General features: G+C 36.7%; 18 protein-coding genes. 1 reads left to right on the top strand and 17 read right to left on the bottom strand.

From position 1 onward, the window contains the following. Positions 1–89: 89 nt before the first annotated feature. The 15 genes from AB3I12_RS11200 to galE all read right to left on the bottom strand — a co-directional run bounded on the left by AB3I12_RS11200 (position 90) and on the right by galE (position 14,877). Complete coding sequence (locus AB3I12_RS11200; protein WP_010718863.1) at positions 90–878, bottom strand: glycosyltransferase family 2 protein; 789 nt, start codon at positions 876–878, stop codon at positions 90–92. Then, entirely contained in the window at positions 871–2,151 is a 1,281-nt protein-coding gene (locus tag AB3I12_RS11195) for an O-antigen ligase (RefSeq protein ID WP_063627250.1), read from the bottom strand. The genes AB3I12_RS11200 and AB3I12_RS11195 overlap by 8 nt, the downstream gene beginning before the upstream one ends. 79 nt (positions 2,152–2,230) lie before the next feature. Continuing rightward, entirely contained in the window at positions 2,231–4,060 is a 1,830-nt protein-coding gene (locus tag AB3I12_RS11190; RefSeq protein WP_063627251.1) for a nucleoside-diphosphate sugar epimerase/dehydratase, read from the bottom strand. Between the two features lie 81 nt (positions 4,061–4,141). Continuing rightward, a complete protein-coding gene (locus tag AB3I12_RS11185; RefSeq protein ID WP_063627710.1) occupies positions 4,142–4,810 on the bottom strand; it encodes a CpsD/CapB family tyrosine-protein kinase in 669 nt (222 codons plus the stop codon). Between the two features lie 28 nt (positions 4,811–4,838). After that, the gene (locus AB3I12_RS11180; protein WP_063627252.1) at positions 4,839–5,636 is read right to left on the bottom strand and encodes a YveK family protein; all 798 of its coding nucleotides are present in this window, start codon (positions 5,634–5,636) and stop codon (positions 4,839–4,841) included. A 19-nt stretch (positions 5,637–5,655) separates the two neighbouring features. Beyond that, positions 5,656–6,510 carry a hypothetical protein gene (locus AB3I12_RS11175; protein WP_081248821.1) on the bottom strand — a complete coding sequence of 285 codons (855 nt, stop codon included), beginning with the start codon at positions 6,508–6,510 and terminating at the stop codon, positions 5,656–5,658. Positions 6,511–6,722: 212 nt separating this feature from the next. Continuing rightward, on the bottom strand, positions 6,723–7,430 hold the full coding sequence (locus tag AB3I12_RS11170; protein WP_331245434.1) for a class D sortase: 708 nt from the start codon (positions 7,428–7,430) through the stop codon (positions 6,723–6,725). Beyond that, positions 7,423–8,004 (bottom strand): hypothetical protein, encoded by a 582-nt coding sequence (locus tag AB3I12_RS11165; protein ID WP_034698353.1) that lies wholly within the window; start codon positions 8,002–8,004, stop codon positions 7,423–7,425. The genes AB3I12_RS11170 and AB3I12_RS11165 overlap by 8 nt, the downstream gene beginning before the upstream one ends. A 493-nt stretch (positions 8,005–8,497) precedes the next feature. Further along, a complete protein-coding gene (gene tsaD / locus AB3I12_RS11160; protein ID WP_010718855.1) occupies positions 8,498–9,526 on the bottom strand; it encodes a tRNA (adenosine(37)-N6)-threonylcarbamoyltransferase complex transferase subunit TsaD in 1,029 nt (342 codons plus the stop codon). Continuing rightward, entirely contained in the window at positions 9,523–9,990 is a 468-nt protein-coding gene (rimI, locus tag AB3I12_RS11155; RefSeq protein ID WP_063627253.1) for a ribosomal protein S18-alanine N-acetyltransferase, read from the bottom strand. Before rimI (AB3I12_RS11155) ends, tsaD begins: the two co-directional genes overlap by 4 nt. Positions 9,991–9,999: 9 nt before the next feature. After that, complete coding sequence (gene rimI / locus AB3I12_RS11150; RefSeq protein ID WP_063627254.1) at positions 10,000–10,539, bottom strand: ribosomal protein S18-alanine N-acetyltransferase; 540 nt, start codon at positions 10,537–10,539, stop codon at positions 10,000–10,002. After that, positions 10,523–11,245 carry a tRNA (adenosine(37)-N6)-threonylcarbamoyltransferase complex dimerization subunit type 1 TsaB gene (tsaB, locus tag AB3I12_RS11145; protein WP_010718852.1) on the bottom strand — a complete coding sequence of 241 codons (723 nt, stop codon included), beginning with the start codon at positions 11,243–11,245 and terminating at the stop codon, positions 10,523–10,525. Before tsaB ends, rimI (AB3I12_RS11150) begins: the two co-directional genes overlap by 17 nt. Positions 11,246–11,376: 131 nt before the next feature. Then, positions 11,377–12,357 (bottom strand): LacI family DNA-binding transcriptional regulator, encoded by a 981-nt coding sequence (locus AB3I12_RS11140; RefSeq protein ID WP_063627255.1) that lies wholly within the window; start codon positions 12,355–12,357, stop codon positions 11,377–11,379. 38 nt (positions 12,358–12,395) lie between these two features. Beyond that, positions 12,396–13,880 carry a UDP-glucose--hexose-1-phosphate uridylyltransferase gene (gene galT, locus AB3I12_RS11135; RefSeq protein WP_063627256.1) on the bottom strand — a complete coding sequence of 495 codons (1,485 nt, stop codon included), beginning with the start codon at positions 13,878–13,880 and terminating at the stop codon, positions 12,396–12,398. 7 nt (positions 13,881–13,887) lie between these two features. Beyond that, on the bottom strand, positions 13,888–14,877 hold the full coding sequence (galE, locus tag AB3I12_RS11130) for a UDP-glucose 4-epimerase GalE (protein ID WP_010737796.1): 990 nt from the start codon (positions 14,875–14,877) through the stop codon (positions 13,888–13,890). 233 nt (positions 14,878–15,110) lie between these two features. Between galE and AB3I12_RS11125 the strand changes: the two genes are divergently transcribed. Beyond that, the gene (locus AB3I12_RS11125) at positions 15,111–15,278 is read left to right on the top strand and encodes a DUF3042 family protein (RefSeq protein ID WP_010718848.1); all 168 of its coding nucleotides are present in this window, start codon (positions 15,111–15,113) and stop codon (positions 15,276–15,278) included. A 126-nt stretch (positions 15,279–15,404) separates the two neighbouring features. Here AB3I12_RS11125 and AB3I12_RS11120 read toward each other — a convergent pair whose 3' ends face one another. Both AB3I12_RS11120 and AB3I12_RS11115 read right to left on the bottom strand, forming a co-directional pair. Next, entirely contained in the window at positions 15,405–17,222 is a 1,818-nt protein-coding gene (locus AB3I12_RS11120; RefSeq protein WP_063627257.1) for an FAD/NAD(P)-binding domain-containing protein, read from the bottom strand. After that, positions 17,219–17,584 (bottom strand): DUF488 domain-containing protein, encoded by a 366-nt coding sequence (locus AB3I12_RS11115; RefSeq protein ID WP_025480161.1) that lies wholly within the window; start codon positions 17,582–17,584, stop codon positions 17,219–17,221. Before AB3I12_RS11115 ends, AB3I12_RS11120 begins: the two co-directional genes overlap by 4 nt. Positions 17,585–17,591 lie beyond the last annotated feature (7 nt).

Here is a 17,591-nt window from a genome sequence, read left to right as displayed (position 1 = left end):
AACATACTAAGATGAGGCTGCCCTTATCTTAGTATGTTTTATTTTTTGTCTAAGCCTGATTTATTTGTAAAGGAAACAAAGAAACCTTTTCATCCTTGTTTGCGGTGCTGATGCCAAAATAGGAGGTGTCTAGGAATCATTATCGCTATTAGTGGTTTCAAGACATACAGATAATGAACTTTAGCAACCTGTAATTCTTTGAAATTACGATATTTCAACCGACTTTCCCCAAGGCGATTTTTCCAAGAAATTTTTTTATAATACTCTTTATCTTGATAGTAATAAACTAAGTTTTCTTGTAAATTATAACCTTTGTGTCCCTTCGCATATAACCGCATATATAGGTCATAATCTTGTCCTCTAACAGTATCTTTTGAAACTCGATAACCCGCTACAGATTCTAAGATGTGTTTTCTAAACATAGCCGATGGATTGATGAACGGACTCGTTTTCAAGAGATCTTTTATTTCAGGTCGTTCTTTGACCACCCGTTCACCATAGACACCCTCTTGGTCCCATAAATAGGCATTACTGCCAACAAAACCAAATTCTGGATGAGCCTCTAAAAACGCTACTTGCTTTGCCATACGTTCTACGTGACAATAATCATCGTCATCTAGTTGCATAATGTAGTTCCCCCGTGCATGTTTGATTGCCTGGTTGCGAGTATAAGCACTTTTAGAATTTCTAGCGTTTTGATAGATTCTGATACGTTGATCTTGTTTTTTTAATTTCGTTAAAAGTTCCCAAGTATGATCTGTTGATCGATCATCGACAATAATGATTTCAAAATCTTGATAGCTTTGTCTTAGTACAGAATTGACTGCTCGCTCAATCGATTTTTCTGCATTGAAAGTGGGGATAATCACACTAATCATTTGACTGCTCCTTTTTTCCATTTACTAGAGATGCCTGTTCTTTCACAACGAGTAAACCTACTAAGATCCATAGTAATCGTGAATTTTGTAAAGAAATACTAAAAGAAAAAATAATATTCGCTAATATTAAGAGACACAGCAACCATTTTTTCAGCAATAATTTTCTGACAAACTGACCAAATACCAACAACATTCCCATCATTGCTGGGACTATTCCCCATTCAACAGCTATTTGTAAAAAAGTATTATGAGCAATCGTCGGGCTTCCACTAACTGATAAAGCAACTGAAGAGTAGTCAACGAAACCGATACCCATGAAATGAGTCCGCGTTAACAAAAGTTGTGCTGTTTTCCAAGCTTCTGTTCTACCGGAACCTCCAGCAACGATTGCGCCATAAAAATTAGTGAAGACTCCCTCAAATCGGACAAATTGCGGAATGGAAAGAAAACGTGCAATTAAATTACTTACATAATCAGCAAAAAGAAAATGCGTACCGATAATCAATACACTCGCTGTCATGATTGTCATTACAAGATGTTTGACGTTGATATTTTTCCTAAATAATTTTTGAATTAGAAATAACAAATTGATTACTAAAAACGCTACAACCCCTGTTTTGGAAGCAGATAACAAAATACAGGATGTATAACCCATGAATGCAATCAGGTTCTTCCACTTACCTTTAAATGGTCTTAAGTACCAGATACAGTAGCCACATGTTTGAAGATAAGCAAAATAGTTAGGATCATTCATGAATCCTTTCAAACGTAGATCACCGAACAAAACAAATGATTTCAAACTTGCTGGAGCTACTAGAAAAATGAACATACTAAGACAGCCAAAAAAAAGTGTTCCGACTTTTACCCCAGATAAAAAATCTTTTTTCAACTCTGGATTTATATGAAGTATCGAGATCGTTAGAATCAAATAAAGGAGATTGACGAAAAATTTTTGTCCCGTCATGATGACTGAAAAAAGAGAAACAGAAGTATCCACCCATGAACTTAACAATATCGTGGACAATAACCTCCAACAAATAACCCCAATAAAAAATAGTACTAATTGTTTACTGAACACCACTTTTTTCATTAGTAGAAGGTAGCCAACTAATAGCACCATAAATACATCACTTATTGACATATTGATCCCGAAAAAAACACGCGAAATACAGAGTGTAAATCCCAGTAGGTAAAGTAACCTTCCTAAAATTTTTTGGTTACTTTTCGTTAATTCATCAATTGATGAGTACCCATTTGCTTCAATTGTTTTCATTTTCTATCTCCCCGTGCGCCTTTAACAGCAAAAATTCACTGATTGATTTATTTTTCCAATCATCATTTCTATCTTTTCTTCATTCATTAGAAGCATTTGCAAACGCTATAACTTTCTTGGCTGCTTCGCTTTCATCTTCTGGTAACTGTTCAATTAGCTGGGTGACTTCTTTTAAAGAAAAGCCTTTAATGTCCCCAACAAAAATCTTCTCAAAAATTTGCGTTTCTTTCTTTTCTTTTTCTAATAGCAATTCTTCATATAATTTTTCCCCAGGACGTATCCCTGTTTCGACAATCTCGATATCTTCTTCTGTATAACCACTCAAATGGATCATATTCTTAGCTAGATCCACGATCTTGATCGGCTTATCCATATCCAAAACAAAAATTTCTCCTCCCTTAGCCAATGCACCTGATTGAATAACTAATCTGCTCGCTTCAGGGATCGTCATGAAGTAGCGGGTCATCCGAAAATCGGTGACAGTGATCGGTCCCCCTCTTAAAATCTGTTCTTTAAACAGTGGAATAACACTACCTCTAGACCCAAGTACATTCCCGAAACGGACAGCCGAAAACTTGGTCTCACCAGATTGGTTCAGACTTGTGATTAACATTTCTGCGATTCTTTTTGTTGCTCCCATCACATTTGGCGGGCGATTTGCTTTATCAGAAGAAATCATCACAAAGTTCTTAACATGATTTTTTTTAGCTGCTTCAGCCACATTTTTTGTTCCGTTAATATTATTCTTAATTGCTTCTGTGGGATTATATTCCATCAGCGGAACGTGCTTATGTGCGGCTGCATGATAAACAATCGTGGGATGGTATTTTTCCATCAAATAAAAGATGCGTTCTCTATCTTGAATATCAGCAATGATTGGTAGAATCTCTACTTTCCTCTGAGGATCTAATGTAGTTAGTTCTCGATGAATCGAATAAATCGAATTTTCTCCATGTCCAAGTAAAATCAACTTTGCTGGTTCAAATGCCAAAACTTGCCGACAAATCTCTGAACCAATCGAGCCCCCAGCCCCAGTTACTAAAATCGTTTGTCCTTCTAATTGATGGCTGATACTTTCTAGGTCAAGGGAAACTTCCTCTCTTCCTAATAGATCGATCACATCTACTTCTTTTAATTGCGAAACATTGATTTTTCCGGTAGCTACTTCTTCAAAAGAGGGAACCATATTTACCTTGATATTCTTATTTTCAATGGATTGAACAAGCTGTTGGATCTTCTTTTTTGGTAACGAAGGAATCGCTATCGTAACCATATTGATACGGAATGTCTGGATCAATTGATTTATTTCACGGGTATTTCCCAGTACTTTTTTACCTAAAAGATAAGTTCCCCATTTGTTACAATCATCATCGACAAAGCCCACAACTTCAATATTATTCACAATTTGAGAACCTAAAAAACTTTGATACAGTAATTGTCCACCCTCTCCAGCACCAATGATCAAGATTCGTACTTTTTTTTCATTCGAACGACCATTTTTATTTTTCAATTCAACCCAGACCCGCCAGCCTAACCGACTACTAGCAATCAATAAAAGTGCCATTATGTAAGAAAAAACAACTAATCGCAAACTAATCTGGTACATGAGCTCCTGGTTAAACAAGTAAAACAAAGGAAAAATTGAAAATAACATAAAAGTGAGTGCCGCAAAGATCCCTAACAACTCATTAAGATTCGTATAACGATTGATTCTTGTAAATACTTTAAAGATCCCACCATAGAACAGATAACAAACAACTGATGAAATGAGTGTTATTGCCAAATAATCCCTATTGATGATAACAAATGGAACCATAAATATAAAACTGATGTAATTAGCAAGTATGATCAGAAAACTATCGAGTAGCACCAAACTAATCGCTTTGATTTTTCTATTTGGTTTAATCAATAAATCACCTTCTTTAGTACTTGATATGCACGATCTTGATCAACATTTTCTTTCAATCATTTTAACACACCATCTACTACCTCAATAATAGTAGTTGATATCTTTCGACTTCTTTACTCCATTATAGACAATCCCTAAGATATTTGCCTGAGCGATCGTCAATAGTTCCTTTGCTTTGAACAATTCTTGCTTTAGCGTTTTTCGTTCTCTCACGACAATGATTGTACCATCTGTTTTTGAAGCTAGTATCTGTGCATCCGTCACAGGCACAACAGGCGGTAAATCAAAAATGATCAAATCAAAATTTATGCTTAATTCGTCAATGATTTCATTCATTCGGCTTGACTCGAGTAATTCAGAAGGATTGGGAGGTTTTGGTCCACTGGTCATCGTCCACAAATGTGCAATATTTGTTTCATGAATGAATACGAAAGCTGATTCATTTCTTTTTTTTAACAGGTTAGTTAGTCCGTCACTGTTCGAGGTTGAACGAAATGTACTTTCTACACTTGGCTTTCTTAAATCTGCATCAATTAGGAGTGTTTTCTTCCCGCTATTTGCAAAAACAATCGCTAGATTCGCTGAAACAGTTGACTTCCCTTCCTCTGGACCTGCTGAAGTAACGACGATTGTCTTTATATCCTGATCAAATGAGCTAAATTGGATATTTGATCGAACCGTTCGATACTGTTCAGAGATCATGGACGATTGTTTACTAGCACTAATCAGAGGAACACCCTTTTTTTTCATATTATTTTTCACGTATTAGTCTCCTCATCTATTTTCGTGTGAACCGATTTTCTCTGCTTAGATGTGTACGCGCTCGTTGTCTATGTGTATGAGTTCCTTGTCGAGAGTATGTTGTGAGTTGAATCGATTGCCCACTTTCAATTTCCTTATTACTCATTTCACTAATTATCCCTAAGACTGGATACCCCATCGTTGCGAGAAAATGCTCATCCTTTACTGTTTTATCCAATATTTCTAACAAGACAGCCATCCCGATCCCTAGAAGTAAACCTAAAAATGCACCAAGAAAAAGATTCAACCGTTTATTGGGTGAAACCGGTAGCTGATTTGCTTGCGCGATTGATGTGATCGTTACTTTATTTACGTCTAAAACTTCTTTTACTTTTTCTTCAAAAGTATAAGCAAGAACATTTGCTATATTCGCAGCTTTTTCAGCTTCATCTGACATCACCTTGATATGGAACATTTGTGAATCTGAAGATTGAATAATCTGAATATTCTTTCTCAATTGATCTTTCGTTAAGTAATAAGCAAATTTATTTTCTAAGTATTCGGTTGCTTCATTAAGTACGATATCTCCTAAAATCATGTCTTTATATGTATTAATCAAGAGTACATTTGCATGTACTTCTGATTGTAAATTATGGTTGACGATTTCGTTTTTCGATTGAACGATCAATTCAGCCGATGAACTGTATGTTGGAGTAATAACAAAATAAGTTACTCCAGTCGCAACGGCGAAACCGCCGATCAATGAACAAATGATCAACAGTATCCGCTTTTTTAACCAGCTTAGTATCTCATTCAAATTAATAACCGCTTCCATCTTTTCGCCCCTTTCTATTCTATTTTTCACGTCGAACTATTTTCTTTCTGAAAAACTCACTTACGCCAAATAGGAACAAGCTCAACAGGATACTGAAAAGACCAAATTTCATAAACATAAAGAGAAAATTTTTCAAATAAGTCGTTAAAAATAAGTATAGAGCTTCAGAATGAATACCCAATCGTTCAATCAATCGAGTTACATACAAATAGGTCGGTAAAGCCCCTACCATTAATCCAGCTCCACCGATCACATAAGCAAGGTAACGGATAATTAAATGAAAGAAAGGTTTGTTAAGCGAAATGATTGCGGAAAATAAGATTCCAAAAAAAGCGACTGCAAAAATGAGCAACAGGTTAAGAGTGGATGTATAAGCCATTATTTTTTTGCCGTATAACGCAAAATAAGGGATTTCGATATCACGCCGAACTGTTTCAATACTCACTTTTTTTAGTTTATTTACTGTGGTTTCAAATTCTGCATTTCTTGGGTAATTCTTTTCTTTTCCATAACTTTCTAATTGGCTTTGGACTGTCTCTTCTATTTGCTTCTCCCCCTCTAATTGAAAGGTTGAGCCAGCATAGATACTATGAATATATTGTTTGATATTATCATTTACTAAGCTTTCTGAAACTGTCTGATTCAACCATTTTTGGGAGATATTGGCGCCTCTTCCTGCATCAGCAATTGTGTGATTGATCTCTTTAGTGATCGTTTCCCCATAATGTGAGGATTCCACTGCACGGATCATAAAATTTTGATTGAATAAAGTAATCTTAAGAATGCCCAAGACAAAAATTGCAAATAAACTAAGCGAACAGATAAAAGCAAGAATCATTTTTGGCACTTTTCGCCATTGTTTTCTTTTTTTCATAACTATTTTTACCAAATGTAAGAAAAGACCATAAAATTTCACAAACTCATTGCAGCTTAAATTGCCCCACTTCGAAATTTTTTATCCACTAACTTCATTTTTAGTGAGCCAAACAAGCGATTATTCGATTGATCATTTGATTCTTTTTTGGTAAATCCACCTCTTTTCAAAGCGTTTTGCTTAACACATGAGTAGCGCAATTTTTCAATTCATTATTTATCTGGTTGGATCATTGGCCCCTTAATGAGATCGCCTAGAATAAATAATCTTTGATCCGTCATTCCAATACTATCGACTGGATAACAAGTATACAAAATCAGTTTTCCTTGCTGTTTTTGAACTAGAAGTTGACTAATCAATTTCGCATTTTTATCTAAAATCTTTGTTTCGTATACTTGGTAAACATACTCACCATAACTAGTGGAAATGTTAATCTTATCCGTAATTTTGACAGCACTTAATTTTCCAAATTCACTACTATTATGCCCACCAATCAATGTAGTCCCATGTTCACCTGGATACACAGACCCCATGTATTGTCCAGCACCCTCTCGTAAAATATCATCTGAGTCTCCATAATATAAGGGCACATTCAAATTTACAGAAGCAACATCAACCTGTCCATATTGATACCCGCTTCTTGGATAATCGATTTTACTGGAGGGAATGTTCTCTCCTTCCAACTCAATTGTTTTCCGTTTTTCTTCTAACTCACTAGTTGACATACCTTTAGCTGATGGTTGTGTCTTTTTTTCATATTTTGGAATATCCGAAAGCAGAAACAATCGTAAGGAAGAAGTCGTAAACTGAATGACAGGTCGCCCAATAATATACATTAGCGAATAACCCATGATCAAAAAAAAGATAGGGGTAAAAATCATTCCGCCTATTCTTTTTATTTTTTTCTTTTTTTTATGCAAGTTTGACTTTCTTTCCTACGATGAATGCACCTGTCGCAGTCATCATTAAACATCCAATTGCAAGAATGCTTGAGATAGGGAATGTTCCCGTTTGTTTAATCGGTTGTTTCGAGTTGAACACTGCTGAAATCGAGCCATCAGAGTTTTGTGCGCCTAGCTCAACATACCCTTTATTCCAACTTAAAACGACTAATCCTAAAGCATCCGCTGTTGATGAAATCAATTGCTGAATTTCCAAAATTGTTTCCCTAGGGATAATTTTTATTAAATCATTTATCGTATGAACCGATGACAAATCAATGTCTAAATTAGTCAGTTTTTGCTTCACATTTTGGATATTTTTTACTGCTGTATCCACTTGTGACTTGGATAAATCATTTTGTTTTAAATAATTTTCAGTTTGTGTAATATATGTTTGAGGCATTTGAAATTCTTTGCCTTGAATTAAAATAGGTTGAGTCAATTCTTGGATGATCATTTGCTCATCTTGCGAAATCGCCCCGGCAGCATCAACATAAGACGTAAAAAAGAAACTACATAAAATTAAAACCATACTCTGTAACACATATTTCATCTTCTAACTCTCCTTTTCCTATCAAAATAATTAAACAACCATTAAAAAATAACACATAAAAGCATTTCTACCATCCATATTAGCATATGTTATTTCTTAAGACAATTAAATAAATGCCTTCAAAACAAATAACCATTGTAATAAAATCACTACTCGCAAAATAACAATTACTATTTAGAAATAGTTATTATAATAAGCGATTTTGCTGAGAACATAGTATTTACGTCATTTGTATTCTTAATCTCTAATCCATATTATCGCGAGATCTCTTATTAATATAACGATTTGAACAATAGAACAAAAATTTCCAAATTTAGAAATTTTAAGTCAAAAAAAGCTTGGAACAAATAAAAGATTGTCCCAAACTCTTTAATAGATGTAAAAATAAAAATGATATTCTAACTTTCGTATTTCATTAATTAATCGATTTCACTTACTACAAAGTAAGTTTTTCTCAACCGCTCTTGCCATGTATACGAAAATAAGGTGAATTTTACTCATTTCCTCCTTGATTCAATACCACACTAGGTTTCGCATTTAAACGAAGATCAGCGAAATTGGCTTGTTTCAACTCTACATGCGCAGCTGCTCCAATCATTGCTGCATTATCACCACAAAGTTTTAATGGAGGGATCAGCAGTTCAATTTCTGGATGTTCTTTTTTCAATGCCTCTTCGAGTGTTTCACGCAATCCTTGATTGGCTGCAACTCCACCTGCTACAATCAATTGTTTGACTGGGTATTCGTTACAAGCACGAAGGGTTTTATTGACTAAAACGTCCACAACGCTCGCTTGAAAACTAGCAGCTAAATTATTTGTATCAAGAGTTTCTCCACGTTGTTGGGCGTTGTGTACTAAATTGATAAAGGCGCTTTTTAAACCACTAAAGCTAAAATCATAATTACTTTCATGGATCATGGCTCTTGGAAAATGGTAGGTATCTTCACCACGATGCGCTAACTGATCGATTTCTTTTCCGCTTGGATAACTCAAACCTAAGACACGACCAACTTTGTCATAAGCTTCTCCAGCGGCATCGTCTCTCGTTTCACCGATGATTTGATAGTTCCCGTCTTCCTTCATATAGACCAGCTCTGTATGTCCACCACTGACAAGCAATGCTAGTAGCGGAAATTCAAAAGGCTTTTGAAAGCGTGCAGCGTAAATATGACCTGCCATATGGTTCACAGGTATCAAAGGCAAATTGTTCGCCCAAGCAAAAGCTTTAGCGGCAGAAATCCCAATCAGTAACGAACCAACTAAACCAGGACCATAAGTAACCGCTACAGCACTCAGTTGTTCAACAGAAGTTCCTGCCTCCGCCAAAGCATCTTCGATACATAAGGTGATTTGCTCTACATGATGGCGACTTGCTACCTCTGGAACAACACCGCCAAATCTTTTATGGCTGTTAATCTGTGAAGCAATGACATTGGCTAAAATCTCATCACCATTTTTCACAACTGCGACACTCGTTTCATCGCAACTTGATTCAATTGCCAGGATCAATTCTTCTTTCATTTCATCGTCTCCGTTTTTAACTTTGTACTCATAATGATCGCATCTTCTACTGGATCATGATAATAAGATTTTCGTTTCCCTAGTTCTCTAAATTTCTCTGATTGGTAAAGATGACGAGCTGCTAGGTTAGACGTTCGTACTTCTAAATAAACATTATATGTTCCTGCTTGTTTTTCTCGGTCTAATAAAAAGCGTAATAACTGACGTGCATACCCTTTTTTTTGCAGTTTTTTTGCCACAGCAATATTCGTGATCTCCGTCTCATCGATAACTTTCGAATAACCAATGAATCCTTGGAGTAGCGAATTTTCCACCAATAAGTAATATTGCGTATGTGGTTGTTGGATATCCATTAAAAATTGGTCTTTGGTCCAAGGAGAACCATGTTCATATGCTTCCTCACAAAGCGCCCATAAACAAGACGCTAACTGTTCATCTTCAAAGTCATTCTTAGTATAAATCAATTGTACCTCTCATTTTTCTAAATATTTGATCATTTCTAATCCATCTTCATTTGTTTGGGTATAATACCCTTTTTTTACTTTGTTCGATTGAAATCCTAATTTCCGATAGAGTCTTTGGGCATCTTGATTACTCATTCTCACCTCTAAAGAGAGTGTGTCACAGCGATTCATTATAGCAAATTTTTCAATTTCGTCAATTAACAATGTACCGATATTTCTTCGTTGGTACACAGGAATAACCGCAATATTTGTAATATGGCAATCCAAGCCAAAAATTCTCGCACCTATAAATCCAATTAACTGTTCACCGTCTAGTATTCCTAAATATAAATTTTGAAAAGGTGAATTTAATTCAGAAAGGAAGGCACTTTTTGTCCATGGTAATTCGCCATTGTATACCTGGCGTTCAATCGATAATAAATCTTTGATATCTCGAGGCATCAGCTCTTTTATTCGATAGCTTTTCCCTTGATTTTCAATTATCTTAGTAGCAAATTCTTTTTTTTCATAGAATAAACTTCTAGCATATGCTTTAAATTTTTTCAACATATCTTTCGTCTCCAGGAGTGTGGGTTTCCAACCACTTTTCCTCTGCTTCTACTTTTTTCAAATAACGTGGTACAAAATTGGTTAAATCTCTTACTGGTTCACGATTGGCCCCTAATGTTGCAATCGTACAGCCATTAGGAAGATCCCATTCAAGCACCTTATTTATTTCTGCTTCATGTAATACTTCCTTTATTTCATTCGTAAATTTTTGCGTATCTGTTCCGACAAATAAGATAGGTTCATCGAACTGAGACAGTTGCTTAAGCAGTTCTTCAATTGAAATATGTACATCTTCAAGAACTGTTTCTAATTTTCCATTTTGTCTTCGGTACACACCAGCATAAACATTTTTTCTTCTTGCATCAAATAAAGGCACGATCAACCCATTTACGTTCCGGCAATTAGCAGCAATTGCTTGTAAACTTGAAATCCCCACAAGTTCTTTACCCAATGTATATGCAAGTGTTTTTGCAGTAGTTACACCGATTCTTAGACCGGTGTATGAACCTGGTCCATCGGAAACAGCAATTCGATCGATAGCGGTTGGTGCTAATCCGAGTGCTGAGAATAACTGATCGATAGCCGGCATCAAACTAACGCTATGATTTTTCTGTTTATTGATTTGGATTTGCCCTAAGACAGTATCATCTTCAATCACGCCGATAGCTAAAGTTTGATTAGCGGTGTCTATCCCTAATGTAATCATTTTGATGCATCCTTTCTACTAACTTCTATCGTTTTATATTGTAGCATACTTCTTGCTAAGAAAAAGACAATTCATTTCAGAAAAAAAGAAAAAAAGTTGCAATCATTCGCAACTTTCTCTTGATTTGTTCTTTAGTTTTTTGTAGACTCACGCAAGATAAGATCCGTTTCTACAATGATTTTTCTCGAAACAGGTGCTTTTTCATTCATCATTTGTAACACGGTCTCTACCGCCAGTTCCCCCATCCATTCCGTGTGAACTTTGACTGTCGAAAGAGCTGGGGAAACATATTTTGCTACACTAATGTCATTGAATCCGATCAATGAGATATCCTCAGGTACTTTCAGACCTTTTTCGTTAATTGCCTTCAATGCACCGATCGCTAGTGTATCATTTGCTGCAAACAGCGCCTCAAACGAATACTGTCCACTATCTAAGTATTCTTTGACTTTCCGATAGCCAGATTCAACTGAAAAATCTGCTTCAATGATCGTTGTAGTCAATCCTTTACCAGCCATGATTTGTTGGTAGGCGGCAATCCTTGGGTCATCAATCCGTTGATGTCCTTTTTTGGTGTATTCCCTACCAGCAAGCATTGCAATCGTTTTTTTATCTTGGTTAAAAAAATAATCAATCACTTTTTGGATACTTGTTTGAAAATCAACGATTAATGAATTAATGTTATAGGGTGTTCCATCAAAATCAACTAATAACAGATTGCTTTGTGTCTGCTTCAATTCAATCAACTGCTGCTCATCGAATTTTCCTAGAGCAATCGTTCCATTTGTCGGTCTATCACTGATAGCGTCCCACGTTTCCTTTAGCAAAGTCACATTTGATTCCTCTGCCTTTTTCTCTATTCCCAAACGAATAGCAAGATAATAGAGATCCTCTAATTCTTCTTGATCATTGTACCATTGGATCAAACGCAACGACTTTTGATTCAACGATGTGTTTCTATGATGCTTCGTGTAATTCAGCTCTTCAGCAGCCTCAAAAATTTTTCTTTTCGTTGCTAGGCTAACTGATAACTCCTGATCATCATTTAAGACTCTTGACACAGTAGCAGGAGAAACCCCTGCCAACTTTGCAATATCTTTAATCGTTGCCACTTGTTTCTCCTCCTATCTATTCCACTCGGGCATTCTTCTTAAAGCGTTGCAGTAAAGCGTTGGAAAGCTTCTTGACCTTTTATATCGCGTTTGAATACCCCTGAATCTTCCAACACACGAGCAAAAACTTTACCAATAGCTTGCTGAACGATCTCTGTTACTGTTTCAGTTGTCACATTTGGATGGTCGGCTTTCAAGCCCTTCGCCCATTCCATGTGATACTCAGCTATCTTATTTTCTTGTCCAAGCAAATACTTTTCTACTTCTGCCATTTCTGATTTTAAACGAGGTGGTAAAACAGCTAATCCCATGACTTCGATCAAACCGATATTTTCTTTTTTAATATGCTGAATATCTCGGTGAGGATGGAAAATCCCTTCTGGATGTTCGTCAGAGACATTGTTATCTCGTAACACTAAATCGAGTTCAAAATAATTTTCGCGTTTTCTAGCAATTGGTGTAATCGTATGATGGGGCGTACCATCTTTAGAAAATGCCGTCACTGCTACCGCGGGATCTGAATATTGATGCCATTTTTCTAAAATACTATTAGCAGCTTCCACTAGGATTTCTTTCCCCGTCGCTTGCAGACGAATGACAGACATCGGCCATTTGACAACACCTGCGATTACTTGAGGATAATCCGATAATTTGATTAATCGTTCGATTGGAGCTTTAGCCATTGGAAATTCATGGCGCCCTGCTTGGTAATGATCATGTGACAGAATCGATCCTCCAACAATTGGCAGATCTGCATTTGAACCAACAAAGTAGTGTGGTAAAACCTCTGTGATTTTTAATAAACGTGAAAATGTTTCTTTCGTAATCTTCATAGGACGATGCTCTTCTGACAAGATGATCGAATGTTCATTGTAATAAGCATATGGAGAATACTGAAATCCCCAACTTTCCCCATCAAGATTCATTCTGATGATTCGATGATTGGTGCGAGCTGGATAATTTAAACGTCCTTTATAGCCTTCATTGTTCATACAAAGCATACACTCAGGATAATCAACTTTTTTGGCATGTTTTTCGGCAGCAATTTGCTTAGGATCTTTTTCAGGTTTGGATAAGTTGATCGTAATCTCTAATTCGCCATATTCTGAAGGATACGTATACCTGATATTTTTCGCAATCGCTCTGGTTTTGATATAATCATTTCTTTTACTCAATTGATAAAAGTAGTCTGTTGCTTCTTCTGGATTTGTTGCGTAATGTTGTGCAAAAAACGCATTGACTACTGATGGTGGTGGTGTTAAAAAATCCATTAATTGTGCTTCAAAGATTTCGATTTCAGCTGGTAAATCAGTAACCACTTCATTTTTTTTGGCTTGTTCGACTAACCGATCAAGTAACACCACCGATTCTTCTGAAACAGGGCGCACTTCAGTGTTTTCCAAAGCCTCTTCGCCGATCATTCCCAAAATTCGATTTTGTAAATAAATTCGATCCATTTCCATCCAGCCACCAGCTTCAATTGCTAGTGTCGTAAAATCACAAATCGTTTGACTGATTGTCATCTTCTCTCTACTCCTCATAACCATGGGGATGACTCACATGCCAATCCCAGGCTGTTTTAATGATTTCTTTTACATCTGTGTAAGCTGGTCGCCAACCTAAGATTTCTTCAGCTTTAGCACTGGAAGCGACCAACCGGCTTGGATCTCCGGCTCTACGTGGTGCCACCTTAGCTGGAATTTCTCGATTTGTTACTTCTCTAGCGGCTTCAAGCATTTCTTTGACGGAGTAGCCTTGATTGCTCCCTAGATTAAAGAAGTTACTTTCATTCCCCGCTCTTAAATATTCTAAAGCTAAGATATGGGCATCAGCCAAATCTTCCACTTGAACATAATCTCGGATGCATGTTCCATCGGGTGTATCGTAATCATCACCGTAAATCGCCAAAGAATCACGTTGACCTAGAGCTACTTGGAGAATAATAGGAACTAAATGCGTTTCTGGTGTGTGATCTTCCCCAATCGATGCATCTGCTTTTGCACCTGCTACATTGAAATAACGCAATGCTACATATCGCATGCCATAGGCTTGGTCACACCATTTCATCATTTTTTCCATCATCAATTTGCTTTCACCGTACGGATTTTTTGGATTCGTAGGAGTTGCTTCGGTAATTGGTGATTCTGTAGGTTCACCATAAGTGGCTGCTGTAGATGAAAAGACAATATTCTTCACATGATATTCATGCATCACTTCTAACAATATTTGCATACCATAGACATTGTTATTAAAATACTTCAATGGTTTCTCAACAGACTCTCCCACTAATGAACTAGCTGCAAAATGAAGGACTCCTTCGATCGTTTCTTTTTCAAAAACAGACTGTAAAAAAGATTTATCCCGAATGTCACCTTTGTAAAATTGTGCTTTAGGATGAATTGCTGCTTGATGCCCCGTTAATAAATTATCCACTACTACCACTTGATAGTTTTGATTGATCAACCGATCAACAGCATGTGAACCGATATAACCTGCGCCACCCAATACCAAGATTGCCATGAAAACACTCCTTTTTTTACAAAAGCAGCAAAAAGTACGTTTTGAATCGTTTGAAACTATGACTCTTTTGTTTCTGATGCCTTTGCTATTTATTTAGTAAATTTATAATAAAACATTTAGTAAATATTTTCAAGGAAAATTTGTAAAGGTTTCCAATAAATAGACGTCAGACTAGCCTTTTTTTTCAATTTGTTACATAATAGAAGCAACAACTAATAAACGAGGTGGATTTAATGAAAAAATTTGTATCTGGAATTTTAGTCGGTAGTCTTGCAACAGCAGCAGCTGTTGCTGGATTGGTAGCTTCAGTTAAAAAAACAGTAATCGATCCCATTGATGAAAAAGAAACAATGATCGAAGAAAATCGTAAAAAAGCGATGCGTAAACGTGTAGCTCGCTAATCTTTAAACGATTCAAGAAAATCATCCCTTTTATAACCCAAAGAATCATTATTAATTAGTAAAACACAACCGATCTTAAAAGTTAGATGAATGATCTAGCCTTTAGAGTCGGTTGTGTTTTTTGCTTCAATTGGTTGTCCTTCCAAGAATCAGCTGTGCCACTTTATCGATTTGCCTCAAATTCCAAGCATCGGTATATGGTCGTGAGACTGTAGCTGTCAACCAATCCACACCTTCGACCGGAATCCCTAAACAATATAAATTTTCTTCTAGCTCTCCCTGTTTGTTCCAGACTTGATTGGTGCTTAGTTTGATATCAATTGCACCAGTTTCATACACGCCAGTCGTGTCCTGATAAGTAAAAGGACGAATCAGCTGATGTTTTTTCAAGCTATTTAATGCTGGGTTCTTTGTTTGTGTCAAATCCGTCTGCGGGAGTCGGGCTTCAATCAAGTAGCGACTTTCAATCCGTTGTCCCTCGTTTTCTACGATAAAGAAACCGGCCTCTGTTTTGATTTCCAGCGGTGGGGAAACGATTGTGAAAATACCCGCATCAATCAGAGCGGCTAATTCTCTTGTCCGAACAACTGGCGGACCGATCGTGAGAAAAGCATTGAGCTTAGTAAACCAACCCCATAATACTTCTCTGTATTCTTTGGCAGTGAAGATGCCCCATTCAATGACCAGATGGACAGGATCACGCCAATCTTTTAACGCATCAAAAGCTGAAGCAAGCGCCCCAGTACAATTTCCTTTCATTGATTCATTGATTTGATAATCAATAAACTTTCGACTTTCTTTTTGAAAGTCATGCTTCTCATGATAGATAGGCGTTTCAAAAAAATCCCACTCCCATTGATAAGGCTGTAATTCAGGAAATTGTTTTTGCCAATCACTTTGATCACGTGTTAAAAAGATTTGTTCAAATAATACTGGTGAAATAGCTAGATGTTTTTCCTCAATTAATTTCTTATAATAAAAAAGTTCGACATCTTTTTTTAGCAAGTCGAAAAACAGTTTCCCAGTTAATTGTTGATTTTGATAAAGCTTTGCTAAATTTTCTTTGGTGATCAATTTAGGAACAGCCATTGCTCCTCCCCGTTTTTCATTTTTTCCTCGAGGAAAATAGGGCAACCCTTTTCTAGACCCGCAGTATACGATCGGCTCACGTCCAGACGGCAAATATACCAATTTCTCTCCTTGTTTTTCAAACTTACCTCCTCTATTCTCGGTAAGTAAACCTACATAATCAAAAAAACTTAGACCTAATCCTCTAAGAATCACTGTGGCTTTTGGCGGAATAGTTTCTACGGAAACATCAGCTGGATTTGCTGGCGGTTGGTAGAACAATTGCTCTTTTTCAGCATAGTCATAAAACCTTTTCTCGTCTTTGGATACTTTATTTTCCCAATGTCCCGTAGTAATCACTAACTGATCTACTACTAAATGCTGTTCGTTTGTTTTCAAGTAAAAACCTGTCTTTATCTTGTCAATCTCTTTCACTAAGGATCGAACGATAGTGAATGAATGCGGTGCTAATTTTTTTAATTGTTCATAAAACCACTGCTGGTACAAGCCATAAAAACATCTGGTAGCTGGTTCATTAGCCCGTAAGCGCCCGGCTTCTGCCAAAAAAAATTCTTTATTCACAAACTGTTGCTTTTCGATATACTTTTTCGCCTCTGTATGGCTCCATTGATATAAATTAGGCCCCGGTGAAATCTCTCCGCCACTTGTTAATGTTTCATCTGTAAAAAGCGTAACTTGCTGAGAGACTGAGTTCATCAATAACTCTGTTGGTTGATCGAGCCGCCAGACTCGACCACCAGGCCCATCAGGATCGAATAAACAGATCTGGATATGTTGGTTTTCCCGATTGTTTCGGATCAATCGTTCTACCATGCTTAGTCCTCTGGGGCCTGCCCCAACAATGCCAATAATCATCGATTCAGCTTCCTTTCCATCAACCCTTTTAGCACCACGGCTTGATTTTGCTGTTCATTCTTTGCACCATAAACTAAGGTCACGATTGGATAGTTTTGACAGAGTTCAGCTAGCTGCTTGACTGCCAATTGCTTTTCTTGATCTGTCATTAACTCTTCTAGGTATTTTTCTTCAAAAACAGGAAAACGTTCAGGAAGATGTCCAAAGAATTTTCTCAACTCAGTACTTGGTGCAATCTCCTTTAACCATAGATCAATCTGTGCTTTTTCCTTTGATATCCCTCTTGGCCATATTCGATCAACTAAAATTCTAAAGCCATCACCCTTTTCGCGCGCACTGTACACTCTTTTCAGTTTGATCATTTTCTCC

The organism is Enterococcus sp. C65, assembly GCF_040887165.1.
In the GTDB taxonomy this organism is placed as follows: domain Bacteria; phylum Bacillota; class Bacilli; order Lactobacillales; family Enterococcaceae; genus Enterococcus_B; species Enterococcus_B hirae.
Note: the sequence above shows the minus strand (reverse complement) of the source record. Positions and strands in the feature narration are given on the sequence as shown.